The organism is Curtobacterium sp. MCBD17_021 (assembly GCF_003234525.1).
In the GTDB taxonomy this organism is placed as follows: Bacteria; Actinomycetota; Actinomycetes; order Actinomycetales; family Microbacteriaceae; genus Curtobacterium.
In genome coordinates this window covers 174,678-192,274 of the sequence record NZ_QKTS01000003.1, presented here as the reverse complement: position 1 = coordinate 192,274, position 17,597 = coordinate 174,678, and the positions used below count along the sequence as shown (strand labels likewise).

12 protein-coding genes, 1 other RNA gene and 1 pseudogene are annotated in these 17,597 nt (G+C 71.7%); 13 read left to right on the top strand and 1 reads right to left on the bottom strand.

Annotated elements, in window-relative coordinates; all coding sequences use genetic code 11:
• Positions 1–155: 155 nt before the first annotated feature.
• Together pta and DEI83_RS04475 are read left to right on the top strand one after the other, a co-directional pair.
• Positions 156–2,285 (top strand): phosphate acetyltransferase, encoded by a 2,130-nt coding sequence (gene pta / locus DEI83_RS04480; RefSeq protein ID WP_111080595.1) that lies wholly within the window; start codon positions 156–158, stop codon positions 2,283–2,285.
• On the top strand, positions 2,282–3,478 hold the full coding sequence (locus tag DEI83_RS04475; RefSeq protein WP_111080594.1) for an acetate/propionate family kinase: 1,197 nt from the start codon (positions 2,282–2,284) through the stop codon (positions 3,476–3,478). Before pta ends, DEI83_RS04475 begins: the two co-directional genes overlap by 4 nt.
• Before the next feature lie 183 nt (positions 3,479–3,661).
• On the opposite strand, the gene DEI83_RS04470 is transcribed toward DEI83_RS04475, so the two are convergent.
• Positions 3,662–4,336 (bottom strand): NAD(P)H-binding protein, encoded by a 675-nt coding sequence (locus DEI83_RS04470; RefSeq protein WP_111080593.1) that lies wholly within the window; start codon positions 4,334–4,336, stop codon positions 3,662–3,664.
• Positions 4,337–4,373: 37 nt separating this feature from the next.
• Here DEI83_RS04470 and ffs point away from each other — a divergent pair.
• The 11 genes and pseudogenes from ffs (at position 4,374) to DEI83_RS04415 (ending at position 17,515) form a co-directional block, all read left to right on the top strand.
• Positions 4,374–4,470, top strand: an RNA gene (gene ffs / locus DEI83_RS04465) — signal recognition particle sRNA small type.
• A gap of 94 nt (positions 4,471–4,564) precedes the next feature.
• Entirely contained in the window at positions 4,565–7,483 is a 2,919-nt protein-coding gene (locus DEI83_RS04460) for a DNA polymerase III subunit gamma and tau (RefSeq protein WP_111080592.1), read from the top strand.
• A complete protein-coding gene (gene recR, locus DEI83_RS04455) occupies positions 7,483–8,082 on the top strand; it encodes a recombination mediator RecR (RefSeq protein WP_111080591.1) in 600 nt (199 codons plus the stop codon). The genes DEI83_RS04460 and recR overlap by 1 nt, the downstream gene beginning before the upstream one ends.
• A 117-nt stretch (positions 8,083–8,199) precedes the next feature.
• Positions 8,200–9,465: an aspartate kinase gene (locus DEI83_RS04450; protein WP_111080590.1), complete on the top strand. Its 1,266-nt coding sequence runs from the start codon at positions 8,200–8,202 to the stop codon at positions 9,463–9,465.
• A gap of 20 nt (positions 9,466–9,485) precedes the next feature.
• Positions 9,486–10,544: an aspartate-semialdehyde dehydrogenase gene (locus DEI83_RS04445; RefSeq protein ID WP_111080589.1), complete on the top strand. Its 1,059-nt coding sequence runs from the start codon at positions 9,486–9,488 to the stop codon at positions 10,542–10,544.
• A gap of 135 nt (positions 10,545–10,679) precedes the next feature.
• Positions 10,680–12,167, top strand: coding sequence for a malate:quinone oxidoreductase (locus DEI83_RS04440; RefSeq protein ID WP_111080588.1), 1,488 nt, complete (start codon positions 10,680–10,682; stop codon positions 12,165–12,167).
• A gap of 46 nt (positions 12,168–12,213) precedes the next feature.
• A pseudogene (locus DEI83_RS04435) lies at positions 12,214–13,338 on the top strand (Rv2578c family radical SAM protein); the annotation flags it as partial.
• 440 nt (positions 13,339–13,778) lie between these two features.
• Positions 13,779–15,026, top strand: a complete 1,248-nt coding sequence (locus DEI83_RS04430) for a sensor histidine kinase (RefSeq protein WP_111080587.1) — start codon at positions 13,779–13,781, stop codon at positions 15,024–15,026.
• Complete coding sequence (locus tag DEI83_RS04425; protein ID WP_111080586.1) at positions 15,023–16,192, top strand: hypothetical protein; 1,170 nt, start codon at positions 15,023–15,025, stop codon at positions 16,190–16,192. The genes DEI83_RS04430 and DEI83_RS04425 overlap by 4 nt, the downstream gene beginning before the upstream one ends.
• On the top strand, positions 16,179–16,880 hold the full coding sequence (locus DEI83_RS04420; protein ID WP_258371057.1) for a response regulator: 702 nt from the start codon (positions 16,179–16,181) through the stop codon (positions 16,878–16,880). Before DEI83_RS04425 ends, DEI83_RS04420 begins: the two co-directional genes overlap by 14 nt.
• Positions 16,880–17,515: a thymidine kinase gene (locus DEI83_RS04415; RefSeq protein WP_111080585.1), complete on the top strand. Its 636-nt coding sequence runs from the start codon at positions 16,880–16,882 to the stop codon at positions 17,513–17,515. The genes DEI83_RS04420 and DEI83_RS04415 overlap by 1 nt, the downstream gene beginning before the upstream one ends.
• Positions 17,516–17,597: the final 82 nt, after the last annotated feature.

The window sequence follows — 17,597 nt, the reverse complement described above, 5'->3', positions numbered from 1 at the left end:
CTCGCGGTGACGACACCCCATGGTACAGGTCCTGGACGGTGCTCACGACCACGGGACCTGCGCTGCTCCCGTCGCGCCTCGGTCACGACCTGCACGTGTGTGCACATGCCGGGTCCTCCCGATGTCCGCGCACGGGCGAGGTCTAGCCTGGAGGGGTGTCGACCCGCATCTACATCACGTCAGCAGAAGGACACACCGGCAAGAGCACCGTCGCCCTCGGGGTGCTCGAGACCCTCGCCCGGACCGTGGGGCGCGTGGGCGTCTTCCGACCCGTCGCGCGGTCGGTCGACGAGCCCGACTACGTGCTCGAGCTGTTGCTCCAGCACACCGCCGTCGACATCCCGTACGACGACGCCGTCGGTGTCACCTACGACGACGTGCACGCCGACCCGGACGCCGCGCTCGCCACGATCCTCACCCGCTTCGCCGGGGTGGAGCGCCGCTGCGACGCGGTGGTCGTCCTCGGGTCCGACTACACCGACGTCGGCAGCCCCACCGAGCTGTCCTTCAACGCCAAGGTCGCGGCGAACCTCGGTGCCCCCGTGCTGCTCGTGCTCGGCGGGCGCGACTCCGCCGAACGTGCCGCCCGTTCGGCGGACGGCATGGCGCAGGTCGCCGACGTCACGACGAGTGAACTCCGCGCCGAGCACGCCCAGCTCCTCGGTGTCGTGGTGAACCGGGCCGACCCGGACGCCCTCGACGCGATCGTCGCGAGCGTCACCGCCGCGGTGCGCGACCACCACCCGGACGCCCCCGTGTGGGCGATCCCGGAGGACACGGTCCTGGTCGCCCCGACCGTGCGCGCGCTCCTCGCCGCGACCGACGCGACGCTCGTCCGCGGGGACGAAGCCCTGCTCGACCGCGAGGCGCTCGGGACGGTCGTCGCCGGCATGAGCATGGAGAACGTGCTCCCGCGGCTCATCGAGGGCGGCATCGTGGTCGTTCCGGGCGACCGCAACGACGTCCTCATCGCGACCCTCCTCGCGAACGAGTCCGAGACGTTCCCGAGCCTCGCCGGCGTCATCCTCAACGGCGGGTTCGAGACCGCCCCGCAGGTGTCCCGGTTGCTCGAGGGCCTGTCGAGCTCCCTGCCGATCGCCCAGAACGGCCTCGGCACGTACGACACCGCGATGCGGATCACCCAGACCCGCGGTCGTCTCGCCGCGGACTCACCCCGCAAGGCCGACCTGGCGCTGGCCCTGTTCGAGCGCCACGTCGACGCCGAGGCCCTGCGCGACCGACTGCAGCTGACGCCCTCCGGGGTCGTCACGCCACTGATGTTCGAGCACGGGCTCATCGACCGGGCACGCGAACACCGCAAGCACATCGTCCTGCCCGAGGGCGACGACGACCGGATCCTGCGAGCGGCGTCGACCCTGCTGCAGCGGCAGGTGTGCGCGCTGACGATCCTCGGCGACCCGACCGCCATCCGGGCACGGGCGACCGAGCTCGGGCTCGACCTCGACGGCGCGCAGCTGCTCTCCCCGTTCGACCCGGACCTGCGCGAGCGGTTCGCCCAGGAGTACACGGCCCTCCGCGCCCACAAGGGCATGAGCGTCGAACTCGCCCGCGACACCGTGACCGACGTGTCCTACTTCGGCACGATGATGGTGCAGCTCGGCCTCGCCGACGGCATGGTGTCCGGCGCGAAGCACACCACGGCGCACACCATCCGGCCGTCGTTCGAGATCATCAAGACCCGTCCGGACACCTCCATCGTGTCGAGCGTGTTCCTCATGGCGCTCGCCGACCGGGTCCTCGTCTACGGCGACTGCGCGGTGATCCCGGACCCGACCAGCGAGCAACTCGCCGACATCGCGATCTCGTCCGCCGAGACGGCGACACAGTTCGGCATCGCGCCCCGGGTCGCGATGCTCAGCTACTCGACCGGCGACAGCGGTTCCGGCGCCGACGTCGACAAGGTCCGCGCCAGCACCGCGTTCGTCCGCGAGCGCCGGCCGGACCTGCTCGTCGAGGGGCCGATCCAGTACGACGCCGCCGCCGACCCGACGGTCGCGAGCGCCAAGATGCCCGGTTCGCCGGTCGCCGGCCAAGCGACGGTGTTCATCTTCCCGGACCTCAACACCGGCAACAACACGTACAAGGCCGTCCAGCGCTCCGCCGGCGCGGTCGCGATCGGTCCGGTCCTGCAGGGCCTCCGCAAGCCGATCAACGACCTGTCCCGCGGCGCCCTCGTGAGCGACATCGTCAACACCGTCGCGATCACCGCCATCCAGGCCGGCACCGCGGCCGCCGCACCCCGCACAGAAAGCGACCCCTCGTGAGCGCAGCCCTCGTCGTCAACTCCGGTTCGAGCTCGTTCAAGTACCAGCTCATCGAGCTCGAGGACGAGCGGACCCTCGCGTCCGGCCTGGTCGAGCGGATCGGCGAGTCGACCGGCTCGTGGAAGCACACGAACGCCCTGACGGGGGAGACCTCGTCGAACGAGAGCGCCGAGGTGCCGGACCACGCCGCCGGGTTCCAGGCCATGATCGACGCGTTCGACAAGGTGGGTCCCTCGTTCGACGAGCACCCGCCGGCCGTCGTCGGACACCGGGTCGTGCACGGCGGGACCCGGTTCGACGCCGCGACCGTCGTGACGGACGAGGTCGAGCAGCAGATCGACGCCCTGTCGAGCCTCGCGCCGTTGCACAACCCGGCCAACCTCGAGGGGATCCGGGCCGCGAAGCAGGTCTTCGACGACGTCCCGCACGTCGCCGTGTTCGACACCGCCTTCCACCAGACGATGCCCCCGCACGCGTACACCTACGCGATCCCGGCCGACCTGGCCGAGCAGCACCAGGTCCGTCGCTACGGCATGCACGGCACGAGCCACAAGTACGTCTCCGAGCAGGCCGCGGTGTTCCTCGACCGGCCGCTGTCCGAGCTGAAGACGATCGTCCTGCACCTCGGCAACGGCGCCTCGGCCGCCGCGATCGACGGCGGTCGCTCGATCGAGACCTCGATGGGGCTCACACCGCTCGAGGGCCTCGTCATGGGCACCCGCTCGGGCGACCTCGACCCGGCCGTGCTCATCCACCTGCACCGCGAGGCCGGCCTGTCCTTCGACGACCTCGACACGATGCTCAACAAGCAGTCCGGCCTGCTCGGCCTCACCGGCAGCGGTGACATGCGCGACGTGCAGGAGGCGGCGAGCAACGGCGACGAGACCGCCGAGGCCGCGCTCGCGGTCTACCGCCACCGCATCCGCCGCTACGTGGGTGCCTACACCGCCCAGCTCGGCGGGCTGGACGCGGTCGTCTTCACCGCCGGCGTGGGGGAGAACAACGCGCTGCTCCGTCGTCGGGTGCTCGCCGGACTCGAGCACCTCGGCATCGAGGTCGACCCGGACCGCAACGAACTCCACGCGAAGGAGGCCCGGCGGATCTCGACGGACGCCTCCCGCGTCGCGGTGCTCGTCATCCCGACGAACGAGGAGCTCGAGATCGCCCGGCAGTCCGCGGCCGTCGCACTCTGACACGCGCATCCCGGCACCGGGTCCGCACCTGTTGGACATGGTGTGGCGTGGCAGTCCCGGCACCGGGTCGGCACCTGTGGGACATGGTGTGGCGTGGCAGTCCCGGCACCGGGTCGGCACCTGTGGGACGGGAGGCCCGCCACCGGTCCGGTGGCGGGCCTCCCGTCCGTCGTCCGGATCGGTTCAGCCGAGGGCGTGCAGGGCGGCCGGGATCGGCGTGTCGCCGCTGGTGACCTCGAACTGCTTGCCGACCGCGCTGTCGTCGAGGAGGGCGTGCAGGGCCACCGCGGCGACGTCCGCGCGGGGGATCGACCCGCGCGGGACGGTGGTCCCGACGGTGACGGTGCCCTGCGGCGGTGTGTCGAGGAGGCCGCCGGGCCGGATGATCGTCCACCGGAACCGGCGCATCCGCAGGTTGGCGTCCGCCTCGGCCTTCGCGCGGAGGTAGACCTGGAAGACGCCGTCCTCGTCCTCGGCGGGGAGCTTCGCGGCCTCGGGGTCGTACGCGTCGGCCCCCATCGCCGAGATCATCACGTAGCGGTCGATGTCCAACCGCACGGCGGCCTCCGCCAGCAGCACGGCCGCATCCCGGTCGACCGAGAGCTTGCGCTCGGCCCCGCTGCCCGGGCCCGCGCCGGCGGCGAAGACCACCGCGTCGAACCCGCGCAGACGGAGCGCGAGTTCCTCCTCCGACAGCTGCTCGAGGTCGGCGACGAGCGCCTTCGCTCCGGTCTGTTCGACGTCGGAGACGTGTGCGGGGTTGCGGACGATGCCGACGGCGTCGTGACCGGCGTCGGTGATGAGGCGTTCGAGGATCAGGGCGATCTTCCCGTGGCCTCCGGCGATGGCGATCTTCATGGGTTCGATGCTGCTCCTTCCGTCCGGTAGAGTGTTCAGCGGCTCCTCACGTGACGCCATCCAGGCCAACTCCCCCAGGGCGGAAACGCAGCAAGGGTAACCGGGCTCTGGCGGGTGCGTGAGGAGTCTTCTTCGTTCCTGGAGGGTTCTTCTCGGTCTTCCGGGGCGCCTCTGGTGGCCTGTGGACAGCGGTGCCGAGGTGTCGGCGGTGCCGACTACCCTGGTCGCGTGGTCACCGCCCTGTATCGCCGTTACCGGCCCGAGAACTTCGCCGAGCTCATCGGGCAGTCGCAGGTCACGGACCCGCTCCGCACCGCGCTCCGGACGAACCGTGTCAACCACGCCTACCTGTTCAGCGGCCCGCGCGGGTGCGGCAAGACCACGTCGGCACGCATCCTCGCCCGCTGCCTGAACTGTGCCGAGGGGCCGACCGACACCCCGTGCGGCGTCTGCCCCAGCTGCGTCGAACTCGCCCGTGGTGGTGGCGGATCGCTCGACGTCATCGAGATCGACGCGGCGAGCCACAACGGCGTCGACGACGCACGCGACCTCCGCGACCGCGCCGTCTTCGCGCCCGCTCGTGACCGCTACAAGATCTTCATCCTCGACGAGGCCCACATGGTCACGCCGCAGGGCTTCAACGCCCTGCTCAAGCTCGTCGAGGAGCCGCCGGAGCACGTCAAGTTCATCTTCGCGACGACCGAACCCGAGAAGGTCATCGGCACGATCCGGTCGCGCACCCACCACTACCCGTTCCGTCTCGTCCCGCCCGCCACGATGCTCGAGTACATCGAGCAGCTCTGCGCGCAGGAGTCCGTCTCCGTCGCACCGGGCGTGCTGCCCCTCGTCGTGCGCGCCGGTGGTGGCTCGGTGCGCGACACCCTCTCGCTGCTCGACCAGCTGATGGCCGGCAGCGAAGACGGTGCGATCGCGTACGAGCGAGCCGTGGCGCTCCTCGGGTACACCGACGCCGCGCTGCTCGACGACGTCGTCGACGCGCTCGCCGTGGCCGATCCCGCATCCGCGTTCTCGGCCATCGACCGTGTCGTACAGACCGGGCAGGACCCGCGTCGTTTCGTCGAGGACCTGCTCGAACGGCTGCGCGACCTCATCGTCGTCGCGGCCACCAACGAGAGCGCCGGTGCGGTGCTACGCGGGGTCTCACCCGAAGAACTCGACACGATGTCGCGGCAGGCCGGGGTGTTCGGGGCGACCGCGCTGTCCCGTGGCGCCGACATCGCCAACCGCGCCCTGACCGAGATGACCGGAGCGACCTCGCCCCGACTGCACCTCGAGCTCATGGTCGCGCGGATGCTCGTGCCGGAGGCCGACGACACCCAGCGTGGCGCGCTCGCCCGCGTCGAGCGGCTCGAGCGCCGCGTCGGGGTCGGTGACGCCGGCGGGCACCAGGCCGGACCGGCGGTGATGCCGGCCGCAGCGCCTGCCCCGACGACCGCCGGCGAGCCTCGTCCTGAGCCGCTGACCGCGTCCGGCGCCACCGCGTCGGGCACCGCCGCGTCCGGCACCGCCGCCCCGGACACCACCGTGTCGGGCGTCACCGCGCCGAGCGCGACCGGGCCGAACGCGACCTCCGGCGACGGCGTCGCCAGGTCCGCCGAGCGACACCCCGCTGCCCCCGCACCTGCCGCGCACGCGACGGAGCAGGCGGGCGTCCCGACGAACGCCTCGACCGGTGACGCCGCCCGGGACGCCGCCGCTTCCTGGGCTGCCGCCGTCCCCGAGAGCACCCCTGAGCCCGCCGCGTCCTCGTCTCCGCCAGCCGCGGGGCAGGCGTCGCCGTCGTCCACCGGCGTCGGAACCGTCATCGGTGACGAACCCGCCGTCCGGCCCGTCACTCCGGTGGGACTGCAGCAGATGCGCGACACCTGGCCGCAGATCGTCGAGCACGTGCAGCGCGCGAAGCGCTCTGCGTGGGCGGTCGTCGCGACGGCGCAGGTCACCGCGCTCAAGGACGACGTCCTCACCCTGACGTTCCCGAGCCAGCAGGACGTGGCGTCGTTCAAGGAGATGAGCGACCCGAACACCAGCGTCAGCGAACACCTGCGGACCGCGATCACCGACGTCCTCGGGTTCCGCGTGAAGTTCGTGGCCCGCGGCCCCGGTGGTGGCGTTGCCACCGGCGGTGGCGCACGACCGTCGAGCACGCCGGCTCCCGGTGCTCCGGCACAGGGCGTCCCGTCGCAGGGTCTCCCGGCGCAGGGTGCTCCGGCGCAGCGTCGTCCCGCGCAGGCAGCGCCGACGGTGCAGTCGTCGACCGGACCGGCGCAGACCGCGCCGGCTCACCCCGGTCCGGCGACGGGTGGCCCCGCGACTCGGACCCGTCCGGAACCGGGGGCGCCCGCGGCCCCGGCATCGACGGAGCAGCGAGCCCCGGAGCAGCGAGCCCCCGAGCAGCGAGCCCCGGAGCAGCGAGCCCCGGAGCAGCCGACCCCGAGCGAGCCCCAGGACTCCGGCCCCGTGACCGAGTGGGCCGTCGCCACGATCCCCGCCTCGGACCCGACCGCCGGTGCCGTCCCCGAGGACGTCGAGCCCTCGTGGGCCGCTCCCTTCGGTGCCGTCCCCGTCGATGCCACCGTGGCCCCGGCCGAGCGTGAGACGCCGCGCGCGTCCGGGCAGCCGGCCACGCCTCCTGCTCTCGGTGCTCCGACCAGGAGCGATCACGCACCGACCGGGGGTGACGACCGGGGGACCGCCGCCGACGCGACCGCGGCCGACGCGCCCGCCCCGGCCGGGCCTCCCGACAGCGCCGCGGCCCAGAGCCGTCGGGGCCCGCTGTCGGACGCCGTACCGGTCGACGACTACCCGCTCGACGACGAACCGTTCGACGACGGCGCGCCGTTCCCCGACCCTGGTCCGGGCGGCGGTCGACGTGACCCGCAGCAGAGCCCGCGGACCCCGGTGAGCCCGGGGCGGTCCGCACCGCCCCGGTCGGCGACGCCGCAGTCCGCACCCCCGCGCGCACCGGAGCAGCAGCCCGCACCGCCGCATCGGCAGCAGCCCGCGGTCGGGCAACCTGCTGCCGTGCGCCGGACCGCCGTCCCCGGTCGCTACGGTGAAGCCGTCGTGCGGGAGATCCTCGGCGCGCAGTTCATCGAGGAGACGTCACTGACCGAGGGGAGTGTCTGATGTACGACGGCATCGTGCAGGACCTCATCGACGAGTTCGGGCGGTTGCCCGGCATCGGCCCGAAGTCGGCGCAGCGGATCGCCTTCCACATCCTCCAGACCGAGTCGTTCGACCCCACGCGCCTCTCCGAGCTCCTCGGCGAGGTCAAGGAGAAGGTGCGGTTCTGCGAGGTGTGCGGCAACGTCACCGAGAACGTCCGCTGCAGCATCTGCCGTGACCCGCGCCGGTCGCCGAGCACGATCTGCGTGGTCGAGGAGGCCAAGGACGTGGCCGCGATCGAACGCACCCGGGAGTTCCGTGGCCTCTACCACGTGCTCGGCGGCGCCATCAGCCCCATCGACGGCGTCGGTCCGGACGACCTCCGGATCCAGCAGCTCATGGTGCGGCTGGCCGACGGCACCGTCGACGAGGTCATCATCGCCACCGACCCGAACCTCGAGGGTGAGGCGACCGCCACCTACCTCAGTCGACTCCTCGTGCCGATGGGCATCCGCACCACCCGGTTGGCGTCCGGTCTGCCGGTCGGCGGCGACCTGGAGTACGCCGACGAGGTCACCCTGGGTCGCGCGTTCGAGGGTCGTCGGGTCGTCGGCGGCTGATCCCACCGCGCGGGATCGTTGCGTGCCGACCGGCCCCGACGCAACATCCGAGGAACACCGGCTACGATCGTCGAGCCGCGTGACGTCGCGGTGAACCGTCCCCAGGAGTGCGTGCCCGTGGCCTTGATCGTGCAGAAGTTCGGTGGTTCGTCCGTCGCGGATGCCGAGAGCATCAAGCGCGTCGCGAAGCGCATCGTCGAGACGAAGAAGGCCGGCAACGACGTCGTCGTGGCGGTCTCCGCGATGGGCGACACGACCGACGAACTCGTCGACCTGGCACACGAGGTCACCCCGATCCCGGCCGGCCGCGAGCTCGACATGCTCCTGACGGCGGGGGAGCGGATCTCGATGGCGCTCCTCGCGATGGCGATCAAGAGCCTCGGCGTCGAAGCGTCCTCGTACACGGGCAGCCAGGCGGGCATGCTCACGGACGCGCAGCACGGCAAGGCCCGCATCGTGGACGTCACCCCGAAGCGCGTCCGCGAAGCGCTCGACGCCGGGCACGTCGCCATCGTCGCGGGCTTCCAGGGCTTCAACCGCACCACCGGCGAGATCACCACGCTCGGCCGCGGCGGGTCCGACACCACGGCGGTCGCCCTCGCGGCCGCGCTCGAGGCCGACGTCTGCGAGATCTACACCGACGTCGACGGGATCTTCACCGCCGACCCGCGCATCGTGCCGAAGGCCCGCAAGATCGACCGCGTCACGACCGAGGAGATGCTCGAGCTCGCGGCGTCCGGCGCGAAGGTCCTCTACATCCGCGCCGTCGAGTACGCCCGACGGCACGGCGTCACCCTGCACGTCCGTTCCTCGTTCAGCAACGTCGAGGGCACCATCGTCTACAACCCTGCCGAGGGGGAAACCGTGGAAGAACCGATCATCACCGGCATCGCCGGCGACCTCTCCGAGGGCAAGATCACCGTCGTCGGCGTGCCCGACCAGCCGGGGAAGGCGGCCGAGATCTTCACGATCGTGGCGCGCGCTGGCGCCAACATCGACATGATCGTGCAGAACGTGTCGGCTGCCTCGACCGGTCGGACCGACATCTCGTTCACGCTGCCGAAGGACCAGGGGCAGACCGTGCTCACCGCGCTCGAGGTCGCGAAGTCCGACATCGGCTACGAGGGCATCCAGTACGACGACCAGATCGGCAAGCTCGCCCTGGTCGGTGCCGGCATGCGCACGAACGCCGGCGTCTCGGCGCAGCTGTTCCGCGCGCTGCACGACGCCTCGATCAACATCGAGATGATCTCGACGTCGGAGATCCGCATCTCGGTCGTCACGCGCGCCGACACGCTCAACGACGCGATGCGCGTCGTGCACGAGGCGTTCGGACTCGACGCCGACAACGAGGCCGTCGTCTACGCCGGCACCGGCCGCTGAACCCGAGCAGGAGCACGACCATGACCGACACCCAGCTCACCGTCGCCGTCGTCGGCGCCACCGGACAGGTCGGCGCCGTGATGCGCCGCCTGCTCGAGGAGCGCGACTTCCCGGCCAGCACGGTCCGCTTCTTCGCCAGTGCCCGCTCGGCCGGTACCACGCTGCCGTTCCGCGGCGAGGAGATCGTCGTCGAGGACTCCGAGACGGCCGACCCGTCCGGCATCGACATCGCGCTCTTCTCGGCCGGTGCCACCGCGTCCCGCGCACTCGCGCCGCGCTTCGCTGCAGCGGGGGCGCTGGTCATCGACAACTCCAGCGCCTGGCGGATGGACCCGCAGGTCCCGCTCGTGGTCAGCGAGGTGAACCCGGAGGCGATCGACGCCGCCGAGAAGGGCATCATCGCGAACCCGAACTGCACGACGATGGCGATCATGCCGGTCCTCAAGGTGCTCGACACCGAGGCGGGCCTCCGCCGTCTCGTCGCGACGACGTACCAGGCCGTGTCCGGCAGCGGCCTGGCCGGTGTCGAGGAACTGCTCGGACAGGCCCGTGCGGCCCTCGAGCAGGACACCGCAGCGCTCACCCACGACGGCTCGGCCGTCACCTTCCCCGAGCCGGTGAAGTACGTCCGGCCGATCGCCTTCGACGTCGTCCCGCTCGCGGGCAGCATCGTCGAGGACGGCGAGGGTGAGACCGACGAGGAGAAGAAGCTCCGCAACGAGAGCCGGAAGATCCTCGGCCTGCCGGACCTGCTGGTCGCGGGCACCTGCGTCCGCGTCCCCGTCTTCACGGGGCACTCCATCTCCGTGCACGCCGAGTTCGAGCGGCCGCTGTCGCCCGAGCGGGCGACCGAGGTGCTCGGGAGTGCTCCCGGCGTCGAGCTTTCCGACGTCCCGACGCCGCTGCAGGCCGCCGGCCAGGACCCGTCCTTCGTCGGACGGATCCGCGCCGACCAGTCCGCCCCCGCGGGCCGCGGGCTCGCGCTCTTCGTCAGCAACGACAACCTGCGGAAGGGCGCCGCGCTCAACGCCGTGCAGATCGCCGAGGTCGTCGTCGCGCGACGCGCGGCCACCGTCTGACGCGCTCGGGCGGCAGGACGGTGCTCCGCACGGCCCGTCGCGACCACTGACGCCACGGGAGGCCCGGTACCAGGTGGTACCGGGCCTCCCGTGGCGTCGTGGGCTGCTCACGCGCGGCGGCGGTAGGCTCGACGGGTGGCAGTGAAGCAGGTGGACCCCATCGATGTCGTCCTCGTCGGCGGAGGGATCATGAGCGCCACCCTCGCCGCGATCATCCACCGGCTCGAGCCGGACTGGACGATCCGCGTGTACGAGCGGCTGGGCAGCGCGGCGCAGGAGTCCTCGAACCCGTGGAACAACGCCGGGACCGGACACTCGGCGCTCTGCGAGCTCAACTACACCCCCGAACTGCCGGACGGCCGTGTGGAGATCGCGAAGGCCGTCACGGTCAACGAGCAGTTCCAGGTCTCGCGACAGTTCTGGTCCCACCTGGTCGAGGACGGCACGCTGCCCGACCCGACGAGCTTCATCAACCCGACGCCGCACATCTCCTTCGTCTGGGGCGCGGACAACGTGGCCTACATGCGGGCCCGGTACGACGCCATGAAGGACCACCCCCTGTTCGCCGGGCTCGAGTACAGCGAGGACGCCGAGCAGATCCGGAAGTGGGCACCGGCGCTCATCCCCGGGCGCAGGAAGGACCAGCCGATCGCGGCGACGTACTCGGCCGCGGGATCCGACGTCGACTTCGGCTCGCTCACCCGGCAGCTGTTCGACCACCTGGAGATCGAGGGCCTGCAGTTCGAGCCCTCGCACCGCGTGACGAAGATCGTCCGCTCGAAGGTCTCCGAGGGCTGGGTGCTCGACGTCATGAACGACGTCGGGCGCTCGAAGCAGCGGGTCGCCGCGAAGTTCGTCTTCGTCGGGGCCGGAGGCGGTGCGCTGCAGCTGCTGCAGAAGTCGGGCATCCCGGAGATCCGCGGCTACGGCGGCTTCCCGGTGTCCGGGGAGTTCCTGCGCACCGACGACCCCGAGGTCGTGCAGCGGCACGCGGCGAAGGTCTACGGCAAGGCGAGCGTCGGTGCCCCGCCGATGTCGGTGCCCCACCTCGACACCCGCATCGTGGACGGCAAGGCCTCACTCATGTTCGGGCCCTACGCCGGGTTCAGCCCGAAGTTCCTCAAGCAGGGCTCCGTCCTCGACCTGTTCGCCTCGATCCGCCCGCACAACCTGCGGCCGATGCTGGCCGTCGCGTTCTCGAACCTCGACCTCGTGAAGTACCTGGTCGGTCAGCTCCTCGCGTCCAAGCGCACGAAGTTCGAGGCGCTCCGCGAGTTCATGCCGAGCGCCCGACCGGAGCACTGGCACCGGATCACGGCCGGTCAGCGGGTGCAGGTGATCAAGCCCGATGCCGACAAGGGTGGCGTGCTGCAGTTCGGCACCGAGGTCATCACGTCGGCGGACGGCTCGATCGCGGGGCTCCTCGGCGCATCGCCCGGCGCCTCGACCGCGGTGCCGATCATGCTCGGGCTCCTCCGCAAGTGCTTCCCGGACCGGTGGGACGGCTGGCAGGGTGCCGTGCGCGAGATGGTCCCGACCTACGGGCAGGACCTGGGCGACGACGCGGCCCTGGCGAGCGCGACGCTCGACCGGACCGCATCGGTGCTCGGGCTGCGCCGCTGACGAGCCACACCTTGCGCCTCGTTCGAACGTGTGTTCGAATGGAGGCATGCGGTGGGACGGACAGGCGATCACGGCCGAGCGGAGCGACATGCTCCCCGGGCTCGAGTCGAACAGCGGGTTCGTCCGGAGTGTGACGACGCCCGAGTTCGCCGGCGTGACCTTCCACGAGGTCCTGGCGAAGTCGGCGCTGAACAAGGTCGGGGGAGCGGACGGCGGCACCTGGGGCATGACGATCAACCCCTACCGCGGGTGCAGTCACGCGTGCGTGTACTGTTTCGCCCGCCCGACCCACACGTACCTGGAGTTCGACGGCGGAGCCGACTTCGACCAGCAGATCGTCGTGAAGACGAACGTCGCGGACGTCCTGACCCGGGAACTCGCGAAGCCGACCTGGGACCGTCACCCGGTGGCGCTCGGGACGAACACCGACCCGTACCAGCGGGCCGAGGGTCGGTACCGGCTGATGCCCGGGATCATCCGGGCGCTCACCGATTCGGGCACGCCGTTCAGCATCCTGACGAAGGGCAGTCTGCTCCGTCGGGACATCCCGCTCCTGGCCGAGGCGGCGAAGTCGGTGCCCGTCGACATCGCCATGTCGATCGCCGTGTACGACGACGACCTGCAGCAGTCGGTGGAGCCGGGGACGCCCACGACCTCCGCACGCCTGGCGACCGTCAGGGCGGTGCGTGACGCCGGGCTCGACTGCTCGGTGTTCCTCATGCCGGTCCTGCCGTACATCACGGACACCCGGGCGCACCTGCAGGACGCGGTCGGGCGGGCCGCGGCCTCGGGCGCCACGAGCCTGATGTACTCCGCGTTGCACCTCAAACCGGGCATCAAGCCCTGGTGGTACGAGTGGCTCGGCCGGACCCACCCCGACCTCGTCGGCCGCTACCGGGCGATGTACCTCGACAACACCTACGCCCCGAAGGACTACCGGCGGTGGCTGGCGGAACGCGTCCGTCCGATCCTGCACGAGCACGGGCTGTCCCTCGGACGGGTCGACCCGGCGACCGGTTCGATGGGGTTCTCCGACGACGCCGTACCGCGCACGTCCGACCAGTCGCCGCTGAAACGGTCGGACCCGGGCTACGCGCACCGGGCCGAGTACCGTCCGGCCGCCAGGGCCGGGGCCGGAGCTGGAGCTGGAGCCGGCACGGGGGCGGGGACGCGGGTCGGGAGCGGAACGGGGGTCGGCAACGGCACCGTCGCGTCGGACGGGACGGGTGCGGCAGGTCCGTTCCGCTCGACGGCACGGACGGCGGTGGCACCGACGGCGGCGGCACGGACGGCGGCGGCACGGGACGCGGCGGCACGGACGGCGGCGGCAGGGACCGCGGCAGCAGCAGCAGTGACCACGGCCACGACGGCACCGCGCCTCTTCTGATCGTCGATCCCGCTTCCGGGGGACAGTGAAGGGTCGGTGGTCGCCGCTACCATGATCGAGTCCGCCTCCGGACGAACCGATCGGGGTACACGACCGTACCCATCGTGGTTGGATCGAAGACGGCGCCCCCGCGTCCGACAGGCCACCCCACGGCCTGCGGTAGCGGTGAGCACCCGGTGACCGGGTGCTCCGTGACCCCTCGACCGCACGGAAGGACAGCCCCGGTGCTCGGCATCCCCACGCATCTCGCCCCACGGGTGAACGCGTGGTCGACCGTGCGCGCCTTCCACGCGGCTGCGATCGGGTCCCTCGTCGCAGCCGCCCTGCTCCTCCTGCTCTACCGGATCGACGCGCCGTCCGACCACGTGTTCGGAGCGGTGCTCGCCGTCGTGCCGATGCTCGTCATGATCGGGGTGCACGTCCACGTCGGCACCTGGCGGTCGGCCGCCGCGTTCCTCGTCGTCGGTGGCCTCTGCTCGTACTGGTTCGCGACGGTCGTGCAGCGCGAACTCGCCGAGGTCCCGTGGGTGACGTCGTACCTGCTCTCGCTCGTCGTCGTACCGCTCGTGCTCATCGGCGGATCCGGCAGCGGGACCGTGCGCGTGGTGATCTGGTCCGTGTCGGGCTTCGTCGTCGGGCGCGTCGTGACGTCGATCGCCGCGGCACAGGCCGGCGGTCCCGACCACCCGCTCGTGCTCGCCTGGGTGACACTCGGCTTCGTGATCGGACTGGTGCTGGCGGTCAGCCGCTCCACCGCCCGCTCCGAGCGGATCCAGCCCGAGTTGCTGCGGTCGGCGCGTGAGGAGCACGTGACGGCGTACCGCGCCGGCATCGAAGCGGAGGCGGCGGCGATCCTGCACGACACCGTCCTGAACCACCTCAACGCGATCGCGCTGGCTCCGGCCGGCCCGATGGACGAGCACCTCGCGCAGACGATGGAGTCCGACGTCGCGATGCTCACCGGACGGGCGTGGCTCGCCGGCGACGCCTCCACCACCGAGCCGACCGCCGACGACGCGACGGCGGGAGCGGTCGCCGCCTTCGAGCGGATGCTCGCCGAGCAACGCGAGACCGGCCTCCAGGTGACCGTCACCGGGGACCCCGTCTCGGTCGCCCGGCTCGATCCCCGCGCGATGACGGCGCTCCTCCGCGCGGTCGCGCAGTGCCTGACCAACGTCCGGAAGCACGCGGGCACCGACGCGGCCGAGGTCAGCGTCTTCGACGACGGCGTCGCGTGCACCGTGATGGTCGTCGACGACGGCCGCGGGTTCGACGAGCAGGCCACCGGAGCCGACCGCATGGGCCTCCGCAACTCGGTGCGGGAGCGCATCGGCCGTGTCGGTGGCGAGGTGCAGGTGTGGTCCTCGCCCGGCTCCGGCACGAGCGTCATGATGAGCGTCCCGTACACGTCGGCGGCCGGAGTCGTCCCGGTCCTCCAGCACGGCGACGACGACGTGGAGCGTGCCTCGTGAGCGCCGGACGGCAGCGCGGGTCGGGTCGCCGGACCGCGCAGCAGTACGACCCGCTCGGCGCGATGGGGTCCCGGCCGCTCGCCGTCGTGCTCGGTGCCGGTGGGGTGCTGTGGGCTTCCCTCGTGTCACTCCTCGACCGGGACGTCCTCGGCAGTCCGACGCTGAGCGCCCTGACCGTCCTGCTGCTCGCCGCTTCCGCGGTCGTGGTGATCAGCGCCTCCAGTCCGTTCCGTGCCCCGTTCACGAGGTGGGCGTTCGTCGCCCACGTCGCGCTGCTCGCGCTCGCGACCGTGACGAGTGCTGCGGCGCAGTGGGGCCCGGACCGGTCGCTCGTGAACGACTTCATGGTGCTGCTGAGCGCGGTGGGCGTCGTCGCGGTCGCCCCGTACCGTCCCTGGACGGACCTGGTCGTCGGCGGGATCGGGCTCGCAGCCGTCAACGCCGCGACCGGCGGGACGGTGGCGTTCATGCACCCGGCGGGCGTCCCGGTGCCGGTGGCCGCGTTCCTCGCTGCGGCGCCGACCCTGGTCCTCACCGCGGCGGCTGCCGTCTTCGCCCACACCTTCGCCGGACTGGCGGAGCGGGTGCAGATCCGGGCCGGCTCGTACTCGGTCGAGCGAGCCGAACGCGACGGCATCACGGCGAGCGTGCAGCAGGACCGGTCGACGATCCTCGCGCGGGACGTCGCCCCGTTCTTCGCCGAGCTCCGGACGCGGGCGTCGGTCACCGACGCCGACCGGGCCCGGGCGCGCGACATCGCCGACGGCATCCGGCGCGTCATGGTCGCCGAGGCGGACCGGACCTGGCTCGAGTACGCCGTCCGCGTCGCGGGTGACGCCGCGGCCACCGTCGACGATCCGCACGGCCTCGCCGCGGCGATGGACGCGGACCAGCGGACCGTCGTCCGCACCTTCGTGCGCGCGGTGCTCGCCGCCGACACGGTCGACCCCGCCGGCATCCGGGTGACCGTCGCTCCGCAGGACCCGGCCAGCGGTGGGTCGCCACCGGTCACCATGACCTTCGACGTCGCCGTGGCCGACTCGGACGTCGGCATCCACCGCACGTTCGACCCGTACTTCGCCGTCCTCCGGGTGACGTTCCCCGACCTCGACGTCGCCGTCCGACCATCGTCCCTGACATTAAGGTTCTCGTATGACCAGCACTGACCCGACCCGGTTCCCGGAGGGCGGTCCCGCCATGCCGACCCCGGGTTCCCGCCGGGTGCGCTTGGCCATCCTCGACGACCACGAGGTCCTGCTCGACAGCCTGTCGAGCTGGATCGCGGTGAACGCCTTCGACTTCGACCTGGCACTCACCGCGCACACCTGGCTCGAGATGGTGCACAGCGACAGCTTCCCGACCGACCTGGTGTTCCTCGACTTCCAGCTCAAGGAGCCGGTGTCGATCGAGGCCCGCGTCCGGACCTGCCGAGCGGCCGGGGCGAAGGTGATCGTGCTCTCCAGCGTCGACGCCCGTGAGTCCCGCGACCGGTCCCTGGCGGCCGGTGCAGCGGCGTTCCTGTCGAAGTCCCTGCCGATGCGCGAGGTCATGGACATCGCGCGCGAGGTCATGGGCGTCGCTCGCGAGACGCCGGCACAGCGGGAGTGGCGGCCGCTGCCCACCGGTGCCAGTGCGCACCAGCGTCCGAAGCTCAGTCACGGTGAGGAAGAGGCGCTCCGTCTCTACGTGTCCGGCTACTCGACGAACGAGGTCGCCGCGCAGATGAACGTGCAGTACGAGACCGCGAAGACGTACCTCCGGCGCGTCCGCGAGAAGTACGCCAAGGTCGGTCGGCCGGCGTCGAAGAAGTCGGACCTCATCCGTCGTGCGGCGGAGGACGGGTTCCTCGCCTAGTGGCCAAGCTCTACTTCCGCTTCGGCGCGATGAACAGCGGCAAGAGCACCGGGCTCCTGCAGGCTGCGTACAACTACGAGGAGCGGGGCCAGCGCGTCCTGCTCGCGAAACCCAGCGTCGACACCAAGGGCGACCGTGAGATCGTGTCGCGGCTCGGGGTGACCCGCACCGTGGACGTCGTGCTGCCCGCCGACGCTGACGTCCGTGCCGCCGTCGCCGACGCGGGTGCGACCGACCCGGCGTCAGACCGGCTGGACGGCATGGTCCGTCCGGTGAGCTGCGTGCTCGTCGACGAGGCGCAGTTCCTCACCCCGCGGCAGGTCGACGACCTGCTGCGCATCGCGGTCCTCGACGACATCCCGGTCCTCGCGTACGGCATCCGCACCGACTTCCGGACCGAGGCGTTCCCGGGGAGCCGACGTCTCCTCGAGGTCGCGCACTCCCTCGAGGAGCTCAAGACCATCTGCCGGTGTGGCCGCAAGGCCGTGTTCAACGCGCGGAAGGTCGACGGACGGTTCGTGTTCGACGGGTCACAGGTCGCGATCGACGGCGTCGACGTCGAGTACGAGTCCCTCTGCGCCAACTGTTACCTCACCGAGTCGGGCGGTCGGTTGGACGGCGAGACCGGGCGCTGAGCGCCGGACGGACGGGAGGCGCGGGCCGGAGCCGTCGCGGGCTTCCCGGCCGACACGTCGCGGGCCTCCTGTCCCACACGTG